Below are 14,502 nucleotides of genomic sequence, written 5' to 3' on the forward strand. Positions count from 1 at the left end.
CGCAGCGCCGGGCCGGCGGGGTCGCCGCCGGCGGTGGCGTTGTAGAGGACGGGCCCGCCCTCGATCCCGCCCTGGCCCTGGAGGCTGTCGCCGTGGAGGAGGGTGCAGCCGTCGGCGTGGTGGTCGAAGCGGTGGAAGAGGCCCTCTTCGGCGGCCAGGCGCAGGAGGAAGTCGAGGTCGGTGTCGCCGGCCTGCACGCAGTACTCGCGGGGCAGGTGGGGCTCGGTGAGGTGCTGGGCGTAGGCGCTGAGGCCGTGGCCGGCGAGCAGGCGCTGGAGGATCGCGGGCACGGTCTGGTGCTGGAAGATGCGCCAGTTGGCACAGAGCGAGAGGCGGGCGAGGCGGGGTTCGACCAGGGCGCGGTAGCGGGTGCGGCGAAAGCCGGTGTCGGCCTGTTCGAAGGTGGAGACCTGGCCCCAGAGGTGGCGCAGGGGGGTGCCGGCGTGCCAGAGGGTGAAGTGGGCGGGGGCGTCGAGGAGGGTGGCGAAGTCGAGGGCGGGGTCGGGGCTGGCGAGTTCGAGTTCCAGGCGGTCGCCCTGGGAGAGGCCTTCGTCGAGGGTGAATTCGATGACCTCGAAGGCGGTGTCACCGAGGGTGACGGTGAAGCGCAGGGCGGACTGGTGGGGCATGGGGGCGGTCCTTGCAGGCCGCGCGGGGGGCTGGAGGGCGCGCCGGGAGGGCGCTGCGCTGGGAACTGCTATGGCGGCAATGCAAAAATCATAATGCGTGTTACAGGATATGACAATAAGGTTGTCCGGCCCGGCCTTGAGGAAGGCGCTGGCTGGACCACCGGTGGCCTTGATCGGGTTTTTCCGTTCGGGAGAAGGTGGTGGATGCGCCGTTGGTACGCAGCGCGTCTGCGCCTGGCCCTAATGCGGCTGCAACAGGTTCGCCGCCGCCGGACCGTGTTCATCTGGTGAGAGCAGCCGGGCTGCACTGTGTCAGCCACGGCCCGGCATCGAAATCGCTGGAGTATCCGGACGCGCTTTTCAGCTGTCATCGCGCATCGGCCACGCCGGCGGTGTTCTCCAGCAGGGCGGCGGTGGCGGTCTGGATGTAGGCGTCCAGCTGGCGTTTCAGTTCGGCTTCGTCGGCGGCACCTTCCAGGCGCTGGCTGGCGGGGTTGGCGCCGAGGCGGTAGGCGTACTCGCGCACCGGCAGGCCCTTGGGCTGAACCAGGATGTGGTCGCCGCGGACGATGGCCACCGTCTGGTCGCTGCCGGAGGGCTTGATGATGCCGAAGCCGGGGTCGTCCGCCGGTAGCGCCAGCAGGTCGCGGCCCCAGCACTGGTGGCGGGTGTCGCCGAGGCGGCCGGCGATGGTGGGCACGATGTCTACCTGGGTGCCGACGGTGTCGCGGGTGCTGCCGAAGCGTTCCTGAAGGCCGGGGGCGATGAGCAGCAGCGGCACGTTGAAGCGGTGCAGGTCCATCTCGGTGAGCTGTTCCGGGCTGCCGAAGCCGTGGTCGCCGACGACGACGAACAGGGTGTGCTTGTAGTAGGGCGACCTGCGCGCCTGTTCGAAGAAGCGGCCCAGCGCCCAGTCGGCGTAGCGCATGGCGGTGAGGTGTTCGTCCAGCGAGCCATGGCCGCTCACCTTCTCCACCGGCAGTTCCTTGGGCAGGGCGTAGGGCGTGTGGTTGGAGAGCGTCTGCAGCAGGGCGTAGAAGGGTTTGTCGGCGGGCAGCCGGGCCAGCTCCTGGGCGGCGCGATCGAACATGTCCTGGTCGGAGACGCCCCAGGTGGGGTCGGAGAACACCGGGTTGTCGTAGTCGGCGCGGCCGATGAAGGTGGTCATGCCCTGGTTGCTGAAGAAGCCGGACTGGTTGTCCCAGGCGAAGTCGCCGTTGTAAACGTAGAGGTCGCGGTAGCCGCGCGGGCTCAGCAGCTGCGGCAGGCCGGAGAACTTGTGGCCGCCTTCCGGCGTTTGCATCAGGTATTCGAAGCCGGGCAGGTTGGGGAAGCAGGCCATGGTGGCGAACATGCCCTGGTGGGTATGGGTGCCGTTGGAGAAGAAGCGGGTGAACAGCAGGCCTTCCTTCGCCAGGGCGTCGAAGGCCGGGGTGATGGCGTCGCGGCTGCCGAGGGCGCCGACGTAGTGGCCGGCGAAGCTCTCCATCAGGATGACGACCACGTTGCGCACTTCCGGCAGCGCGGTGTCGGCGGGCGGATGGTCGTCGCGCCGCACCGGCGCGGTGCCGGCATCCACCAGGGTGTCGGCAGGCGTCAGCAGCAGGCCGCGGGTGATGTCCTTGGCTTCGTCCGGCGGCAGGCTGCCGTGGAAGATCTTGTCGCGCTGTTCGGACATGCGGCTCTGGGCGGCGGCGATCAGCGTCAGCGTGCCGTTGAGGCCGAGCTGGTTGGCGAACATGGAGTCGGTGGTGTAGGCGTCGCCCCAGCGCAGCGGCGGGCTGCCCTGGCGCAGGGTGCCGCGGGCGGCGACCACGGTGGCGAACAGGCACAGCAGCAGCGCGGCGGCGCGGCGGATGGCGGGGGCGCTGTTGTGGCCGGGCTTGTCTGCGGCGGCGATGGGGTTGAGGTAGTCCAGCGCAGCGAAGGCCTGTGCCAGCAGCCAGCTCAGCAGCGCCCAGCCGAGCAGGTAGCGCGCTACCGGGAAGCCGTACCAGATCATGCTTAGCACCGTCTTCGGGTCCTCCGCCATGTACTGGAAGACGAGGCCGTTCAGCCGTTGGTGGAATTCGCGGTAGAAGTCCAGTTCCATCACCCCCAGCAACAGGCAGAGGCTGGCACTGGCGGTGAGCCACCAGCGCAGCGGCCGCCGCGCGGCCATGCTGCGCAGCGAGACGGTGGCCAGCACCAGCGGCAGCAGCAGATAGGCCACCAGCCGCAGATCGAAACGCAGGCCGTTGAGGAAGGCCTCCATCACTGTGGGCAGCGAGGCGTGGCCGATCTGCTCCCGGTTGTAGATCAGCAAGGCCACCCGCAGCAGGGTGAATAGCAGCAGCAGAACCAGGCCGGATTGCAGGGTGAAGCGGAGGTGGCTGTGGAGGGGGCTGCGGCGCTGCGGGGAAAGGGGGGCGGGCGCGGCTGTGTCGTTGGTCTGGGGGGCGTTGAGCGGCATGGAGGAAGCGGGCGGAGGGTGAGGGGCGGATCGGGTGGGGAGTTGGCTCGGCCGCCCCGGGGTGACGCGGGGTAGCGGGCCTGGCGGGCGCCTCAGGAGGCGTCGTCTGCCGGCGCGATTTCGAGGATGCGGTTGCGGCCCTGTTCGGCCAGCAGGTAGTGGCCGTGGCCTTCGGGCAGGATGGTCTGCGCCGAGCGCAGGTGGCTGAGCACCGTCTCCAGCTCGCCGTCCGGCTTGAGCAGCAGCAGGCGGGCCATGTGGGTGGTGTCCTCGGTGATCCACACGCCTTTGGTATCGCACAGCAGGAAGCCGGGTTCGTTGAGGCCGCCGACCAGCGTGTTGTCCTCGCCCCTGGCCTGCCATTGCTTCACATGGCCCTTCTTTTTCTCGGTGTAGAGCAGGCGGCCATCCGGGCAGACGGCGATGGCTTCGGCTTGCTGCAGGTGCTCGCGCAGCACCTCGACCTTGCCGGTGGTGGCGTCGTAGCGCAGCAGGCGGCCGTCGTCGCGGTCCTCGATGGCGTAGAGCAGTTTGCCGTCGCTGGCGACGCCTTCGATGCTGTTGCCGGTGAACAGCGGCTCGGTCTTGCCCTCATGCAGCCACAGCAGTTCCTTGCCGTCGTTTTCCTGGCCGATGGCGATGCCGCCGCGATAGCTGGCGAAACCGTCCGGCTTGTACAGGCCGGTGACGATGGCGGTGCGCTTGCCGTCGGCGGTGAGCCGCAGCACCGTGCCTTTGCCGTGCAGGTATTCCTGCGAGGCCAGCAGCACACCGTCGGTGTCGCGTATCAGGGCGCTGACGCGTTCAATCTCGTCGGCGTAGACGCGCGACTGCCAGCCGTCGCCGGTCACCGTCGGATAGAGGTGCTTCCAGCCGGCCAGCCCCAGCGGCGGAAAGACCAGCACGGCGGCGGCGATGAGCAGCCAGTTCAGGGGTTTACGAGGCAGGCGCATGGAAGGCTCCGGCAAGCGCGGCAGCTTTCTTTCCACTCCCGCGGCAGGAGTATTCCCCAGGGCTTGTGAAAATTTCGTTGGATGGGGGAGGAGGGGCGCCCCTCTCCTTTTGCGGGAGAGGGGGGGAACGCCGGCGTGCTGGTAATTCGGGCGGCTGGGCTGAAGCAGCCGCCTTGTGGCTACGGGCTGCTGCGTTCTGGCCTACTCCGACAGCCCCCGCCGCCAGGTTTGCGGCGCTACGCCGTAGCGGCTCTTGAAGGCGCGGCTGAACTGGGCGTTGTCGGTGAAGCCGTGGTCCAGGGCGATGTCGGTGATGGTGCGGTGTTGCCGGGCGGGGTCCGCCAAGGCGGCGCGGCAGCGTTCCAGGCGGGTGTCGAGGATGAAGCCGGCCGGGGTGAGGCCGTGGTCGCGGAACAGCAGGAAGAGGGAGCGGCGGGAAACGTGCAGGGCGGCGGCGAGGCTGTCGGGGCCGAGGGCGGGGTCATCCAGGTGGTCCAGCACATGGCGGCGGGCTTCGGCGAGGCGGCGGCCGCCGCGGTCCCCGGCGGCGCGGGTGGCGGCCTGTTGCAGCAGGGAGAGCGATAGCAGCTGGGTGGCGGCGTCGACCACCGCATCCGCACCGCGCAGCCCCTCGGGCGCGGCATTGCCGGCGAGGGAGAGCAGGGCGTAGAGGGCGCCGCGGGAGGCGGCGTCCGCCTGCAGCGCGGCGCCGCACAGGTGGTCGGCCACGCCTCGCCATTCGGGGCAGCGCTCGTGCGGCAGCAGGAGCACGGCGAAGCGGGCGCCGTCGTCGATGTCCACCCGGTAGGGCAGGGCGGTGTCGTACACCGTCCAGTCGCCGGCCTGCAGGCTTGCCCGGTTGCGACCCTGGGCGATTTCGCTGCGGCCGTCGATCTGCCACAGCGCCTTGAACCAGCCGCGCTCGGCGTGGGCGGCGTGGTGAGCGGTGCGCTCCACCCGATGGGCGTCGGACTGCACCAGCGCGAGCAGCGCGGATTCACCGGCCACCACGTCGAGCTGGGCGCGGAAGCGGTCGCGCCGGCGCGGCTGAACCTCCAGCGGCAGGAAGCGGGTGTTGACGAGATCGGCCCAGCGGGCTGGGGAGTTGACGGCGACGCCGGACGTGCCGGCTGCTGCCTCCGGTCGGGGGAAGTCCATGCTCTGTCTCCTTGCGTCGCGGTCTTTGCCGCGCGCTTGTTTTTTCTTTGCGGTCGCCAAGCTTAAGCCCTTGGCCGGCTTTTCGGCAGCCCTGTGCGCGGGGCGTTTTCATTGCGCGCTGCAGCGGAACCGCGGGGAGTTCAGTCGCGTGCTTCGTCCTCGTTCGCCGCCTTGCGCCGGCGGGCCGGGGCGCTCATCGGCGCGTCACAGGGCGGCAGCTCCACCGTGGCTACCGCGTCCAGCCGGGTGGAGAGCAGGCGGTCGAGCTGGGCGTAGGTTTCGTCCAGCAGCGGCTTGCCCACCGCTTCTTCCAGCCGGCGGTACTGCTGTTCGATCAGCGGCGCCATGCGCCCGATGATGTCCAGGCTGCGGGCGGTGAGGCTGACCAGCATGCGGCGCTGGTCTTCCGGCACCCGGCGGCGCTCCACCAGGCCGAGTTCCTCCATGCGCAGCAGCACGCCGGTGAGGCTGGGGCTGAGGATCTGACAGGCTTCGCAGATCTGCCGCGGCTCCATCTCGCCCTGTTCGCTCAGCGTGCGCATCACCCGCCACTGCTGCTCGGTGAGACCGAAGTGGGTGATGATCGGGCGGAAGTGGGCGAGCAGGGTTTCGCGTGCTTTCAGCAGCAACTGCGGCAGGTTGCGGTGGGCGATGGGGGCGCTCATTGGGTTGCCTTGTCCTGTCTCTGCTGCGGCTTTGCGGGCCGCGCTGCGGGGAATGCGGTCATTCATCATAAATCTCCTTGGCCTCGATTCTAGCAGTTGACTCACTAATATCTTAGTGATCAAATTGCTAACATATTAAGTAATCGTGCCGCCCAGGCACGTGTCAGGAGAGAGGAGAAGAGATGAACAAGCGCCTGTTGGTCGCGGCGTCCGCCTGCGTGTTGTCCCTGCCCGCGTTCGCGCAGGAGGTGACCCTCAAGATCGCCCATTTCCTGCCCTCGGTGGCGCCGGCCCAGCAGCAGGTGATGCAGCCCTGGTGCGATGCGCTGGCCAAGGATTCCGGCGGCCGCATAAAGTGCCAGTTCTTCCCGGCGATGCAGCTCGGCGGCACCCCCGCCCAGCTCGCCGACCAGGTGAAGAACGGCGTGGCCGACGTGGTGTGGACCGCGCCCGGCTACTCCGCCGGCCGCTTCCCGCTGGTCGAGGCGCTGGAACTGCCCTTCGTCGTCTCCGACGCCAGCAGCGGCAGCCGCGCGGCCTGGTCCTACTACGAGCAGTACGCCAAGGCGGAATTCGACGCCTACAAGGTGCTGGCGGTGCACGTGGATGGTGGTGTGGCGCTGCATACCGCGAAGAAGCCGGTGAAGGGCCTGGCGGACATCGCCGGCCTGAAGCTGCGCGCGCCCACCCGCATGGCCTCCAAGACCCTGGCCGCGCTCGGCGGCGAACCGGTGGCGATGCCGCCGGCGCAGGTCACCGAGGCTATCGCCAAGGGCGTGGTGGATGGCGCCATGGGCGCCTGGGAAGTGGTGCTGCCGACCAAGCTGGACGAAGTGGCCAAGTTCCACGCCCAGCCGGCGGCGGGCAAGCCCTATCCCTCCACCACGGTGCTGGCGCTGCTGATGAACAAGCAGAAGTACGACAGCCTGCCGGCCGATCTCAAGGCGGTGGTGGACAAGCACAGCGGCGCCGCGCTGGTGGCGAACTTCGGCCGCGTGTGGGACGAGGTGGCCACCGCCACCCGCGCCAAGGTGGCGAGCCACGGCAACGCGGTGGTGCAACTCTCCGACGCCGACCTGGAAGCGATGAAGAAGGCCGCCCAGCCGGTTGAAGAAGAGTGGGTGAAGCAGGTGAGCGCCAAGGGCGTGGATGGCCGAAAGCTGGCCGATGCTGCCCGCGCGCTGGCCAGCGGCCAATAACAAGAAAGCACGGAGGAGACAGCCATGAACGAACCCATGGGGCTGCCGCCCGAGTTGCGGCAGCGCGGCGCGGTGGAGGCCGCGCTGAGCGGGATCTGCAGGCTGCTGGCTTACGCCGGCGGTGCACTCTTTCTCGGCCTGATGGCGATGTCGCTGGTGTCCATCGTCGGCCGCAAGCTGGGCTTTGGCTCGGTGAACGGCGACATCGAGCTGATGCAGGCGGGCACCGCGGTCGCGGCTGCCGCCTTCCTGCCGTACTGCGCGCTGATGGGCGAGAACCTGAAGGTGGATTTCTTCACCGAGCACCTGCCGGCCGCGCGCAAGCGCTGGATGGACGGCAGCGCCGACCTCATCCTCGCCATCGCGGTGGCGGTGCTGGCCTGGCGCACCGCGCTGTCGGCCATCTCCATCCATGAGGCGGGCGAGGTGACCACGCTGGTATCGCTGCCGGTGTGGATTCCGGTGGCGGCGCTGGTGCCCAGCCTGGCGCTGACTTCGCTGTGCGCTTTCTACCGCGCGGCCAGCGCCTTCTTTTGCCGCCAGGCGATGCCGTTGGCCAGCGGGCTGGAACGGGCTGCCCGGCCGGAGGTGGCCAAATGAGCGGCACTGCGGTCGGCCTACTGGGCTTCGGCGCGCTGATGGCGATGCTGTCGGTGCGCATCCACATCACCATGGCGATGTTCATCGCCGGTGCCGGCATCTACCTGGTGATGAACAGCGGCATGGCGGACGGTCTGCTGTACACGCTGAACAACCTGGTCTATGCCCGGCTTTCCAACTACGACCTGGCGGTGATCCCGCTCTTCATCCTGATGGGCCAGTTCGCCACCCACGGCGGCCTGTCCAAGGCGTTGTTCCGTGCCGCCGGCACGCTGATCGGCCACTGGAAGGGCGGCATGGCGATGGCTTCCACCGCCGCCTGCGCTGCCTTTGGCGCCATCTGCGGCTCCTCGCTGGCCACCGCCGCCACCATGGGCCAGGTGGCGCTGCCGGAACTGCGCGAGCGCGGCTATTCCGGCAAGCTCGCCACCGCCACGCTGGCGGCCAGCGGCACGCTGGGCATCCTGATTCCGCCGTCGGTACCGCTGGTGATCTATGCGGTGCTGACGCAGGAGTCCATCGGCAAGCTGTTCGTCGCCGCGGTCATTCCCGGCATCGTCGCCGCGCTGGGCTACATCCTCGTCATCCGCATCATCGTCAGCCGCAACCCGGAAGCCGGCCCGGCCGGGGAGAAGGCCAGCGTGGCCGAGATGATCAAGGCGCAGGTCGGCATCATCCCGGTGCTGCTGGTGTTCCTGGTGGTCATCGTCGGCATCTACGGCGGCTGGGCCAATCCCACCGAAGCGGCCTCCATCGGCGCGGCAGCCTGCGGCGTGCTTGCCTTCGTCACCGGCGGCATGCGCTGGAAGGGCTTGTCGGCGAGCATTCTCGGCACCGCTCACGCCACTGCGATGATCTTCATGGTGCTGATCGGCGCCGATCTGCTGAATTCGGCGCTGGCGCTGTCGCAGATGCCCACCGAGCTGGCCAACTGGGCGCGCGATTCCGGCATGCCGCCGCTGGCCATCCTGTTCGCGGTGCTGGCCATCTACGTGCTGCTGGGCTGCGTGATGGATTCGCTGGCGATGATCCTGCTCACCATTCCCATCTTCTACCCGATGATCATGGGCCTGGATTTCTTCGGCATGAGCCAGGCGGACAAGTCCATCTGGTTCGGCATCCTGGCGCTGATGGTGGTGGAGATCGGCCTGGTGCATCCGCCGGTGGGCATGAACCTCTATGTGATCAACAAGCTGGCGCGCGACGTGCCGATGAAGGACACCGCCCTGGGGGTGATGCCTTTCCTGGCCTCCGACTTCGCGCGCATCATCCTGCTGGTGTTCGTGCCTGGCCTCGCGCTGTGGCTGGTGCATGCACTGGGTTGAGGAGACACACACGATGACAAGCAAACCCCTGCCGCTGGCCGGCACGGTGTACGGCGTGGTGATGAACGACCGCGTCTCGGTGGCCCGCCTGGGTGCCGCTGCCGCTGAAGCGCCCTACAAGGGCGCACCCAGGGCGCCGGTGCTCTACATCAAGCCGGCCAATACCCTGGCGGCCGAGGGCGCCGCGGTGCGCCTGCCGCAGGGCGAGGCGCGGGTGGAAGTGGCGGCCACCGTCGGCATCGTCTTCGGCGCGCCGGCGGCGCGCCGCACGCCGGCCGATGCGCTGGAGACGGTGGCCGGCTACCTGCTGGTGGCCGACCTCAGCCTGCCGCACGCCAGCTACTACCGGCCAGCGATCCGTGAGAAGTGCTTCGACGGCGCCTGCCCGGTCGCCGCCCGGGTGGTGCCGGTGGCGGAGGCGGGCACGCTGGCCCACCTCACGCTGCACACCTTCTTCGATGGCCTGCCGGTGGCCGAGCGCACGCTGGCGGACCTGCTGCGCGACGTGCCGCAGCTGATCGCCGACGTGTCCGAGTTCATGACCCTGCACACCGGCGACGTGCTGCTGGTCGGCGTGGAATACCAGTCGCCGCAGGCTGCGCCCGGCACGAAGGTGCGCATCGACGGCGGCGCGCTGGGCGCGCTGGCATTCAGCATTGCGGAGGAAGCACGATGAAGCGCGCACGCATCGCCTGGCAGGGCGGCATCCACGAGGCGCGGCCTCACGGTGCGGACCAGCTGCGGCTGGCCGATGGCCGCATCGTCGGCCAGGCGGAAGTCACCTGGCTGCCGCCGGTGCAGCCGCGCACCGTGTTCGCCCTCGGCCTCAATTACGCCGACCACGCCAAGGAGCTGGCCTTCAAGGCGCCGGAAGCGCCGCTGGTCTTCCTCAAGGGGCCGAACGCCTTCACCGGCCACCGCAGCTTCAGCCGCCGCCCGGCGGACGCCACCTACATGCACTACGAGTGCGAGCTGGCGGTGGTGATCGGCAAGGCCGGCTACCGGATTTCCAAGGCGGATGCCTACGACCATGTCGCCGGCTACACCGTCGCCAACGACTACGCCATCCGCGACTACCTCGAAAACTGGTACCGCCCCAACCTGCGGGTGAAGAACCGCGACGCCTGCACGCCGCTCGGCCCCTGGCTTGTGGACCGCGCCGACGTGCCGGACCCGATGGCGCTGCGCCTCACCACCCGGGTGAACGGCGTCACCACCCAGCAAGGCACGACCGCCGACATGATCTTCGACGTGCCGACGCTGATCGAATACCTGTCGTCCTTCATGACGCTCTCGCCCGGCGACCTCATCCTCACCGGCACGCCGGAAGGGCTGGCCGACGTCAAGGCCGGCGACGTGGTCGACACCGAGATCGAGGGCATAGGCTGCCTCACCAACACCATCGTGGACGACGCCGGCTGGTTCGGCGCCGCCGGCCAGGGAGCACACGCACAATGAGCACGATTCAACACCTCATCGGCGGCCGCGAAGTCGGCAGCGCCGAGACCTTCGACACCCTCAACCCCGCCACCGGCGAAGTGCTCGCCCGCGTCGCCAGCGGCGGCCAGGACGAAGTGAACGCCGCGGTGGCCGCCGCCAAGGCCGCCTTCCCCGCCTGGGCCGCCACCCCGGTGAAGGAGCGCGCCCGCCTGCTGCGCCGCCTGGGCGACCTCATCGCCGCCCATGTGCCGGAGCTGGCAGAGCTGGAAACGCGCGACTGCGGCCAGGTCATCGGCCAGACCAAGAAGGCGCTGATCCCGCGTGCGGCGGACAACTTCTACTACTTCGCCGAACTCATCCAGCACCAGCACGGCGAAACCTACGATTCCGACACCGGCCACCTCAACTACACTCTGTGGCAGCCGGTGGGCGTGGTGGCGCTGATCTCGCCGTGGAACGTGCCCTTCATGACGGCCACCTGGAAGACCGCGCCCTGCCTGGCCTTCGGCAACACCGCGGTGATGAAGATGTCGGAACTCTCGCCGCTCACCGCCACGCGCCTCGCGCAGCTGGTGCTGGAGGCCGGCATTCCGCCGGGCGTGTTCAACCTGGTGCACGGCTACGGCCACACCGCCGGCGAGGCGCTGGTCAGCCACCCGGACGTGCGCGCCATCTCCTTCACCGGCTCCACCGTCACCGGCAACCGCATCGTCAAGTCCGCCGGGCTGAAGAAGTTCTCGATGGAGCTGGGCGGCAAGTCGCCCTTCGTGATCTTCGACGATGCTGACTACGAACGCGCGTTGGATGCCGCGCTGTTCATGATCTTCTCCAACAACGGCGAACGCTGCACCGCCGGCAGCCGCATCATCGTCCAGCACAGCATCTACGAGCGCTTCGTCGCCGACTTTGCCGCCCGCGCGGCCAAGCTGACGGTGGGCGACCCGCTGGACCCCAACACCATCATTGGCCCGATGATCAGCCGCGGCCACTACGAGAAGGTCACGCGCTACATCGAGCTCGGCCAGGAAGAGGGCGCCCGCCTGGTGCTGGGCGGCGGCAAACCGGAGGTGGCGGCGCACCTGGCCGGCGGCAACTGGGTGCAGCCCACAGTGTTCGCCGACGTGGATAACCGCATGACCATCGCCCAGGACGAGATCTTTGGCCCGGTGCCGTGCCTGATCCCGTTCAAGACCGAGGAAGAGGCGGTGCGCATCGCCAACGACACCCCCTACGGTCTGTCCTCCTACCTGTGGACCGAGAACACCGGCCGCGTGCTGCGCATGGCCAAGGCCATCGAGGCTGGCATGACCTTCGTCAACAGCCAGAACGTGCGCGACCTGCGGCAGCCCTTCGGCGGTACCAAGGCCTCCGGCACCGGCCGCGAGGGCAACCACTACAGCTACGAAGTGTTCTGCGAGGCCAAGAACGTGGCGATTTCGTATGGCAGCCACCCGATTCCAAGGTGGGGCGTGTGAGGGGCCTGTGAGTCGCTGCATCACCGCCACCGTCCCCCTGCGGACGGTGGTTTGACGGCCCGGCAGGGAAACAACAGCAACACGGCGGCCGAGCGCGCACAGAACGCGGCCCGCCGCCGGCTCCGGCAGAGAGCGACCCGGAGTTCCATAACCACAGGAAAGCGCAAGAGGAGAACACCATGGGCAAACTCGCCCTCGCCGCCAAGATCACCCACGTGCCGTCGATGTATCTGTCCGAGCTGGACGGCCCGCACAAGGGCTGTCGCCAGCCCGCCATCGACGGCCACATCGAGATCGGCCGCCGCTGCCGCGAACTCGGTGTGGACACCATCGTCGTCTTCGACACCCACTGGCTGGTGAACAGCGGCTACCACGTGAACTGCGCGCCGCACTTCGAAGGCATCTACACCAGCAACGAGCTGCCGCACTTCATCAAGAACATGCCCTACGCCTACCCGGGCAACCCGGCGCTGGGCAAGCTGCTGGCCGAGGTGTGCACCGCCGAGGGCGTGAATACCCGCGCCCACGATGCCACCACGCTGGCGCTGGAGTACGGCACCCTGGTGCCGATGCGTTACATGAACGCCGATCAGCATTTCAAGGTGGTGTCGGTATCGGCGCTGTGCACCGTGCATAACCTGGCGGACTCGGTACGCCTGGGCGCGGCCATGCGCAAGGCGGTGGAAGCCCACTACGATGGCAAGGTCGCCTTCTTCGCCAGCGGCTCGCTGTCGCACCGCTTCGCCCAGAACGGCGTCGCCGAAGAGTTCATGCACAAGATGTGGAGCCCCTTCCTGGAGACCATGGACCACGCGGTGGTGGACATGTGGCAGCGCGGCGACTGGCAGACCTTCTGCGCGATGCTCCCCGAGTACGCCGACAAGTGCCACGGCGAAGGCTTCATGCACGACACCGCGATGCTGCTGGGCGCGCTGGGCTGGGACGCATACCGCGGCAAGGTGGAAGTGGTCACCCCCTTCTTCGGCAGCTCCGGCACCGGCCAGATCAACGCGGTGTTTCCGGTCTGAGCTGAAGGCGGGAGGCGAGTTGAAACGCAATACCCCTCCGAGCCACCGGCGCCTTTCCCCCTCCTCCCCTCGCGGGGAGGAGGGGGGAGAGGGGGCGCCCCGCAGGGGCTTACCCGGCCTGGAGTGCCGAACGGCCGTCCCCCTCTCTCCAACCCCCGCTCCGCACCCCGGCCCTGTTGCCTGCAGGCAACAGGGGGCTCTGGCGGGCGAAGCAGTGCTTCGCTTTCCCGCCTACCCCCCGCGAGGGAAGAGGGACTTAAAAGCCAACGCCGACTGAACCGCCTCCACTCCCATTTCCCCCGACCTTGCGAAGCCGCCCCCCAACACCTTCCACGGACTCCCGCACCATGGCCCACCTCATCTTCGAATACTCCGCCAACCTCCGCGCCGAGGGCGACCTCCGCGGCCTGCTGAAAAAGGCCAACGCGGTGATGATCGCCCAGGGCGTGTTCCCGGTCGGCGGCATCCGCTCGCGCGCCATCGAACTCACCGACTTCTGCGTCGCCGACGGCAGCGCGGATGACGCCTTCGTCCATGCCACCGTCAAGATCGGCGCCGGCCGCAGCGCGGAGGCGCGGCAGAAGACCGGCGACGAGCTGTTCGACATGATGAAGGCCCACTTCGCCGCGCTCTTCGACCGCCGCTACCTGGCGCTGTCGCTGGAACTGCAGGAGTTCTCCGAGGCCGGCACCTGGAAGCACAACAACATCCACGCCCGCTACCGCAAGGCCTGAGCGGCCGGGCGCCCCACATCAGAGGACAAGACCATGCTGCCCCAAGAGACCATCGCCGCCGTCGCGCTGCGGCTGCACCAGGCCGAAAAGACCCGCGAGCAGGTGCGCGCGCCCTCGCTGGACCATCCGGAGATCACCATCGCCGACGCCTACGCGGTGCAGCGCGAGGGCATACGGCTGAAGCTGGCCGAGGGCCGCACGATCAAGGGCCACAAGATCGGCCTCACCTCGCGGGCGATGCAGCAATCCTCCCAGATCGACGAGCCGGACTACGGCACCCTGCTGGACGACATGTTCTTCCACGAGGGCGCCGACATCCCGCTGTCGCGCTTCATCCTGCCGATGGTGGAAGTGGAGCTGGCCTTCATCCTCAAGGACAGGCTGGAGGGGCCGGACGTCAGCGTGTTCGACGTGCTCTCCGCCACCGACTACGTGATTCCGGCGATCGAGATCATCGACGCCCGCTGCCACCGCATCGACCCCGACAGCAAGCGCCCGCGCCGCGTCATGGACACCATCTCCGACAACGCCGCCAACGCCGGCCTGGTGATGGGCGGCCGTGCGGTGAAGCCGATGGATGTGGACCTGCGCTGGGTGGCGGCGCTGCTCTACCGCAACGGCGTCATCGAGGAGACCGGCGTGGCCGCCGGCGTGCTCAACCACCCGGCCAACGGCATCGCCTGGCTGGCGAAGAAGTTCGCGCCCCACGGCGTCGCGCTGGAGCCCGGCCAGGTCATCCTCGCCGGCTCCTTCACCCGGCCGGTGGCGGCGCGCGCCGGCGACACCTTCCACGTAGACTACGGCCCCCTGGGCTGCATCGCCTGCCGCTTCGTCTGAGCCGCCG

At 68.7% G+C, this 14,502-nt stretch carries 14 protein-coding genes; 9 read left to right on the forward strand and 5 right to left on the reverse strand.

Annotated features, from left to right (window positions below; genetic code table 11):
* The 5 genes from C7389_RS15080 to hpaR all read right to left on the reverse strand — a co-directional run.
* Window positions 1-629: type VI secretion system Vgr family protein (locus C7389_RS15080; RefSeq protein ID WP_281275390.1), on the reverse strand; the 629-nt coding region annotated here is incomplete at its 3' end.
* Between the two features lie 367 nt (window positions 630-996).
* Window positions 997-3,081 (reverse strand): LTA synthase family protein, encoded by a 2,085-nt coding sequence (locus C7389_RS15085; RefSeq protein WP_133592918.1) that lies wholly within the window; start codon window positions 3,079-3,081, stop codon window positions 997-999.
* Window positions 3,082-3,173: 92 nt separating this feature from the next.
* Window positions 3,174-4,034, reverse strand: coding sequence for an SMP-30/gluconolactonase/LRE family protein (locus tag C7389_RS15090; RefSeq protein WP_133592920.1), 861 nt, complete (start codon window positions 4,032-4,034; stop codon window positions 3,174-3,176).
* Window positions 4,035-4,235: 201 nt separating this feature from the next.
* Entirely contained in the window at window positions 4,236-5,192 is a 957-nt protein-coding gene (locus tag C7389_RS15095; protein WP_133592922.1) for a helix-turn-helix domain-containing protein, read from the reverse strand.
* Window positions 5,193-5,332: 140 nt separating this feature from the next.
* Window positions 5,333-5,857: a homoprotocatechuate degradation operon regulator HpaR gene (gene hpaR, locus C7389_RS15100; RefSeq protein WP_133592924.1), complete on the reverse strand. Its 525-nt coding sequence runs from the start codon at window positions 5,855-5,857 to the stop codon at window positions 5,333-5,335.
* Window positions 5,858-6,039: 182 nt separating this feature from the next.
* Between hpaR and C7389_RS15105 the strand changes: the two genes are divergently transcribed.
* The 9 genes from C7389_RS15105 (at window position 6,040) to hpaH (ending at window position 14,495) form a co-directional block, all read left to right on the forward strand.
* Entirely contained in the window at window positions 6,040-7,056 is a 1,017-nt protein-coding gene (locus C7389_RS15105) for a TRAP transporter substrate-binding protein (protein WP_133592926.1), read from the forward strand.
* 24 nt (window positions 7,057-7,080) lie between these two features.
* Window positions 7,081-7,656, forward strand: coding sequence for a TRAP transporter small permease (locus C7389_RS15110; RefSeq protein WP_133592928.1), 576 nt, complete (start codon window positions 7,081-7,083; stop codon window positions 7,654-7,656).
* A complete protein-coding gene (locus C7389_RS15115; protein WP_133592930.1) occupies window positions 7,653-8,981 on the forward strand; it encodes a TRAP transporter large permease in 1,329 nt (442 codons plus the stop codon). Before C7389_RS15110 ends, C7389_RS15115 begins: the two co-directional genes overlap by 4 nt.
* A 13-nt stretch (window positions 8,982-8,994) precedes the next feature.
* Window positions 8,995-9,657: a fumarylacetoacetate hydrolase family protein gene (locus C7389_RS15120; RefSeq protein WP_162851749.1), complete on the forward strand. Its 663-nt coding sequence runs from the start codon at window positions 8,995-8,997 to the stop codon at window positions 9,655-9,657.
* Window positions 9,654-10,439 carry a fumarylacetoacetate hydrolase family protein gene (locus tag C7389_RS15125; RefSeq protein ID WP_133592934.1) on the forward strand — a complete coding sequence of 262 codons (786 nt, stop codon included), beginning with the start codon at window positions 9,654-9,656 and terminating at the stop codon, window positions 10,437-10,439. Before C7389_RS15120 ends, C7389_RS15125 begins: the two co-directional genes overlap by 4 nt.
* Complete coding sequence (gene hpaE, locus C7389_RS15130) at window positions 10,436-11,896, forward strand: 5-carboxymethyl-2-hydroxymuconate semialdehyde dehydrogenase (RefSeq protein ID WP_133592936.1); 1,461 nt, start codon at window positions 10,436-10,438, stop codon at window positions 11,894-11,896. Before C7389_RS15125 ends, hpaE begins: the two co-directional genes overlap by 4 nt.
* A gap of 179 nt (window positions 11,897-12,075) precedes the next feature.
* Window positions 12,076-12,924 carry a 3,4-dihydroxyphenylacetate 2,3-dioxygenase gene (hpaD, locus tag C7389_RS15135; RefSeq protein WP_133592938.1) on the forward strand — a complete coding sequence of 283 codons (849 nt, stop codon included), beginning with the start codon at window positions 12,076-12,078 and terminating at the stop codon, window positions 12,922-12,924.
* Window positions 12,925-13,271: 347 nt separating this feature from the next.
* A complete protein-coding gene (locus C7389_RS15140; protein ID WP_133592940.1) occupies window positions 13,272-13,658 on the forward strand; it encodes a 5-carboxymethyl-2-hydroxymuconate Delta-isomerase in 387 nt (128 codons plus the stop codon).
* A gap of 33 nt (window positions 13,659-13,691) precedes the next feature.
* Complete coding sequence (hpaH, locus tag C7389_RS15145; RefSeq protein ID WP_133592942.1) at window positions 13,692-14,495, forward strand: 2-oxo-hept-4-ene-1,7-dioate hydratase; 804 nt, start codon at window positions 13,692-13,694, stop codon at window positions 14,493-14,495.
* Window positions 14,496-14,502 lie beyond the last annotated feature (7 nt).

The organism is Azoarcus indigens, assembly GCF_004361735.1.
Classification (GTDB): Bacteria; Pseudomonadota; Gammaproteobacteria; order Burkholderiales; family Rhodocyclaceae; genus Azoarcus; species Azoarcus indigens.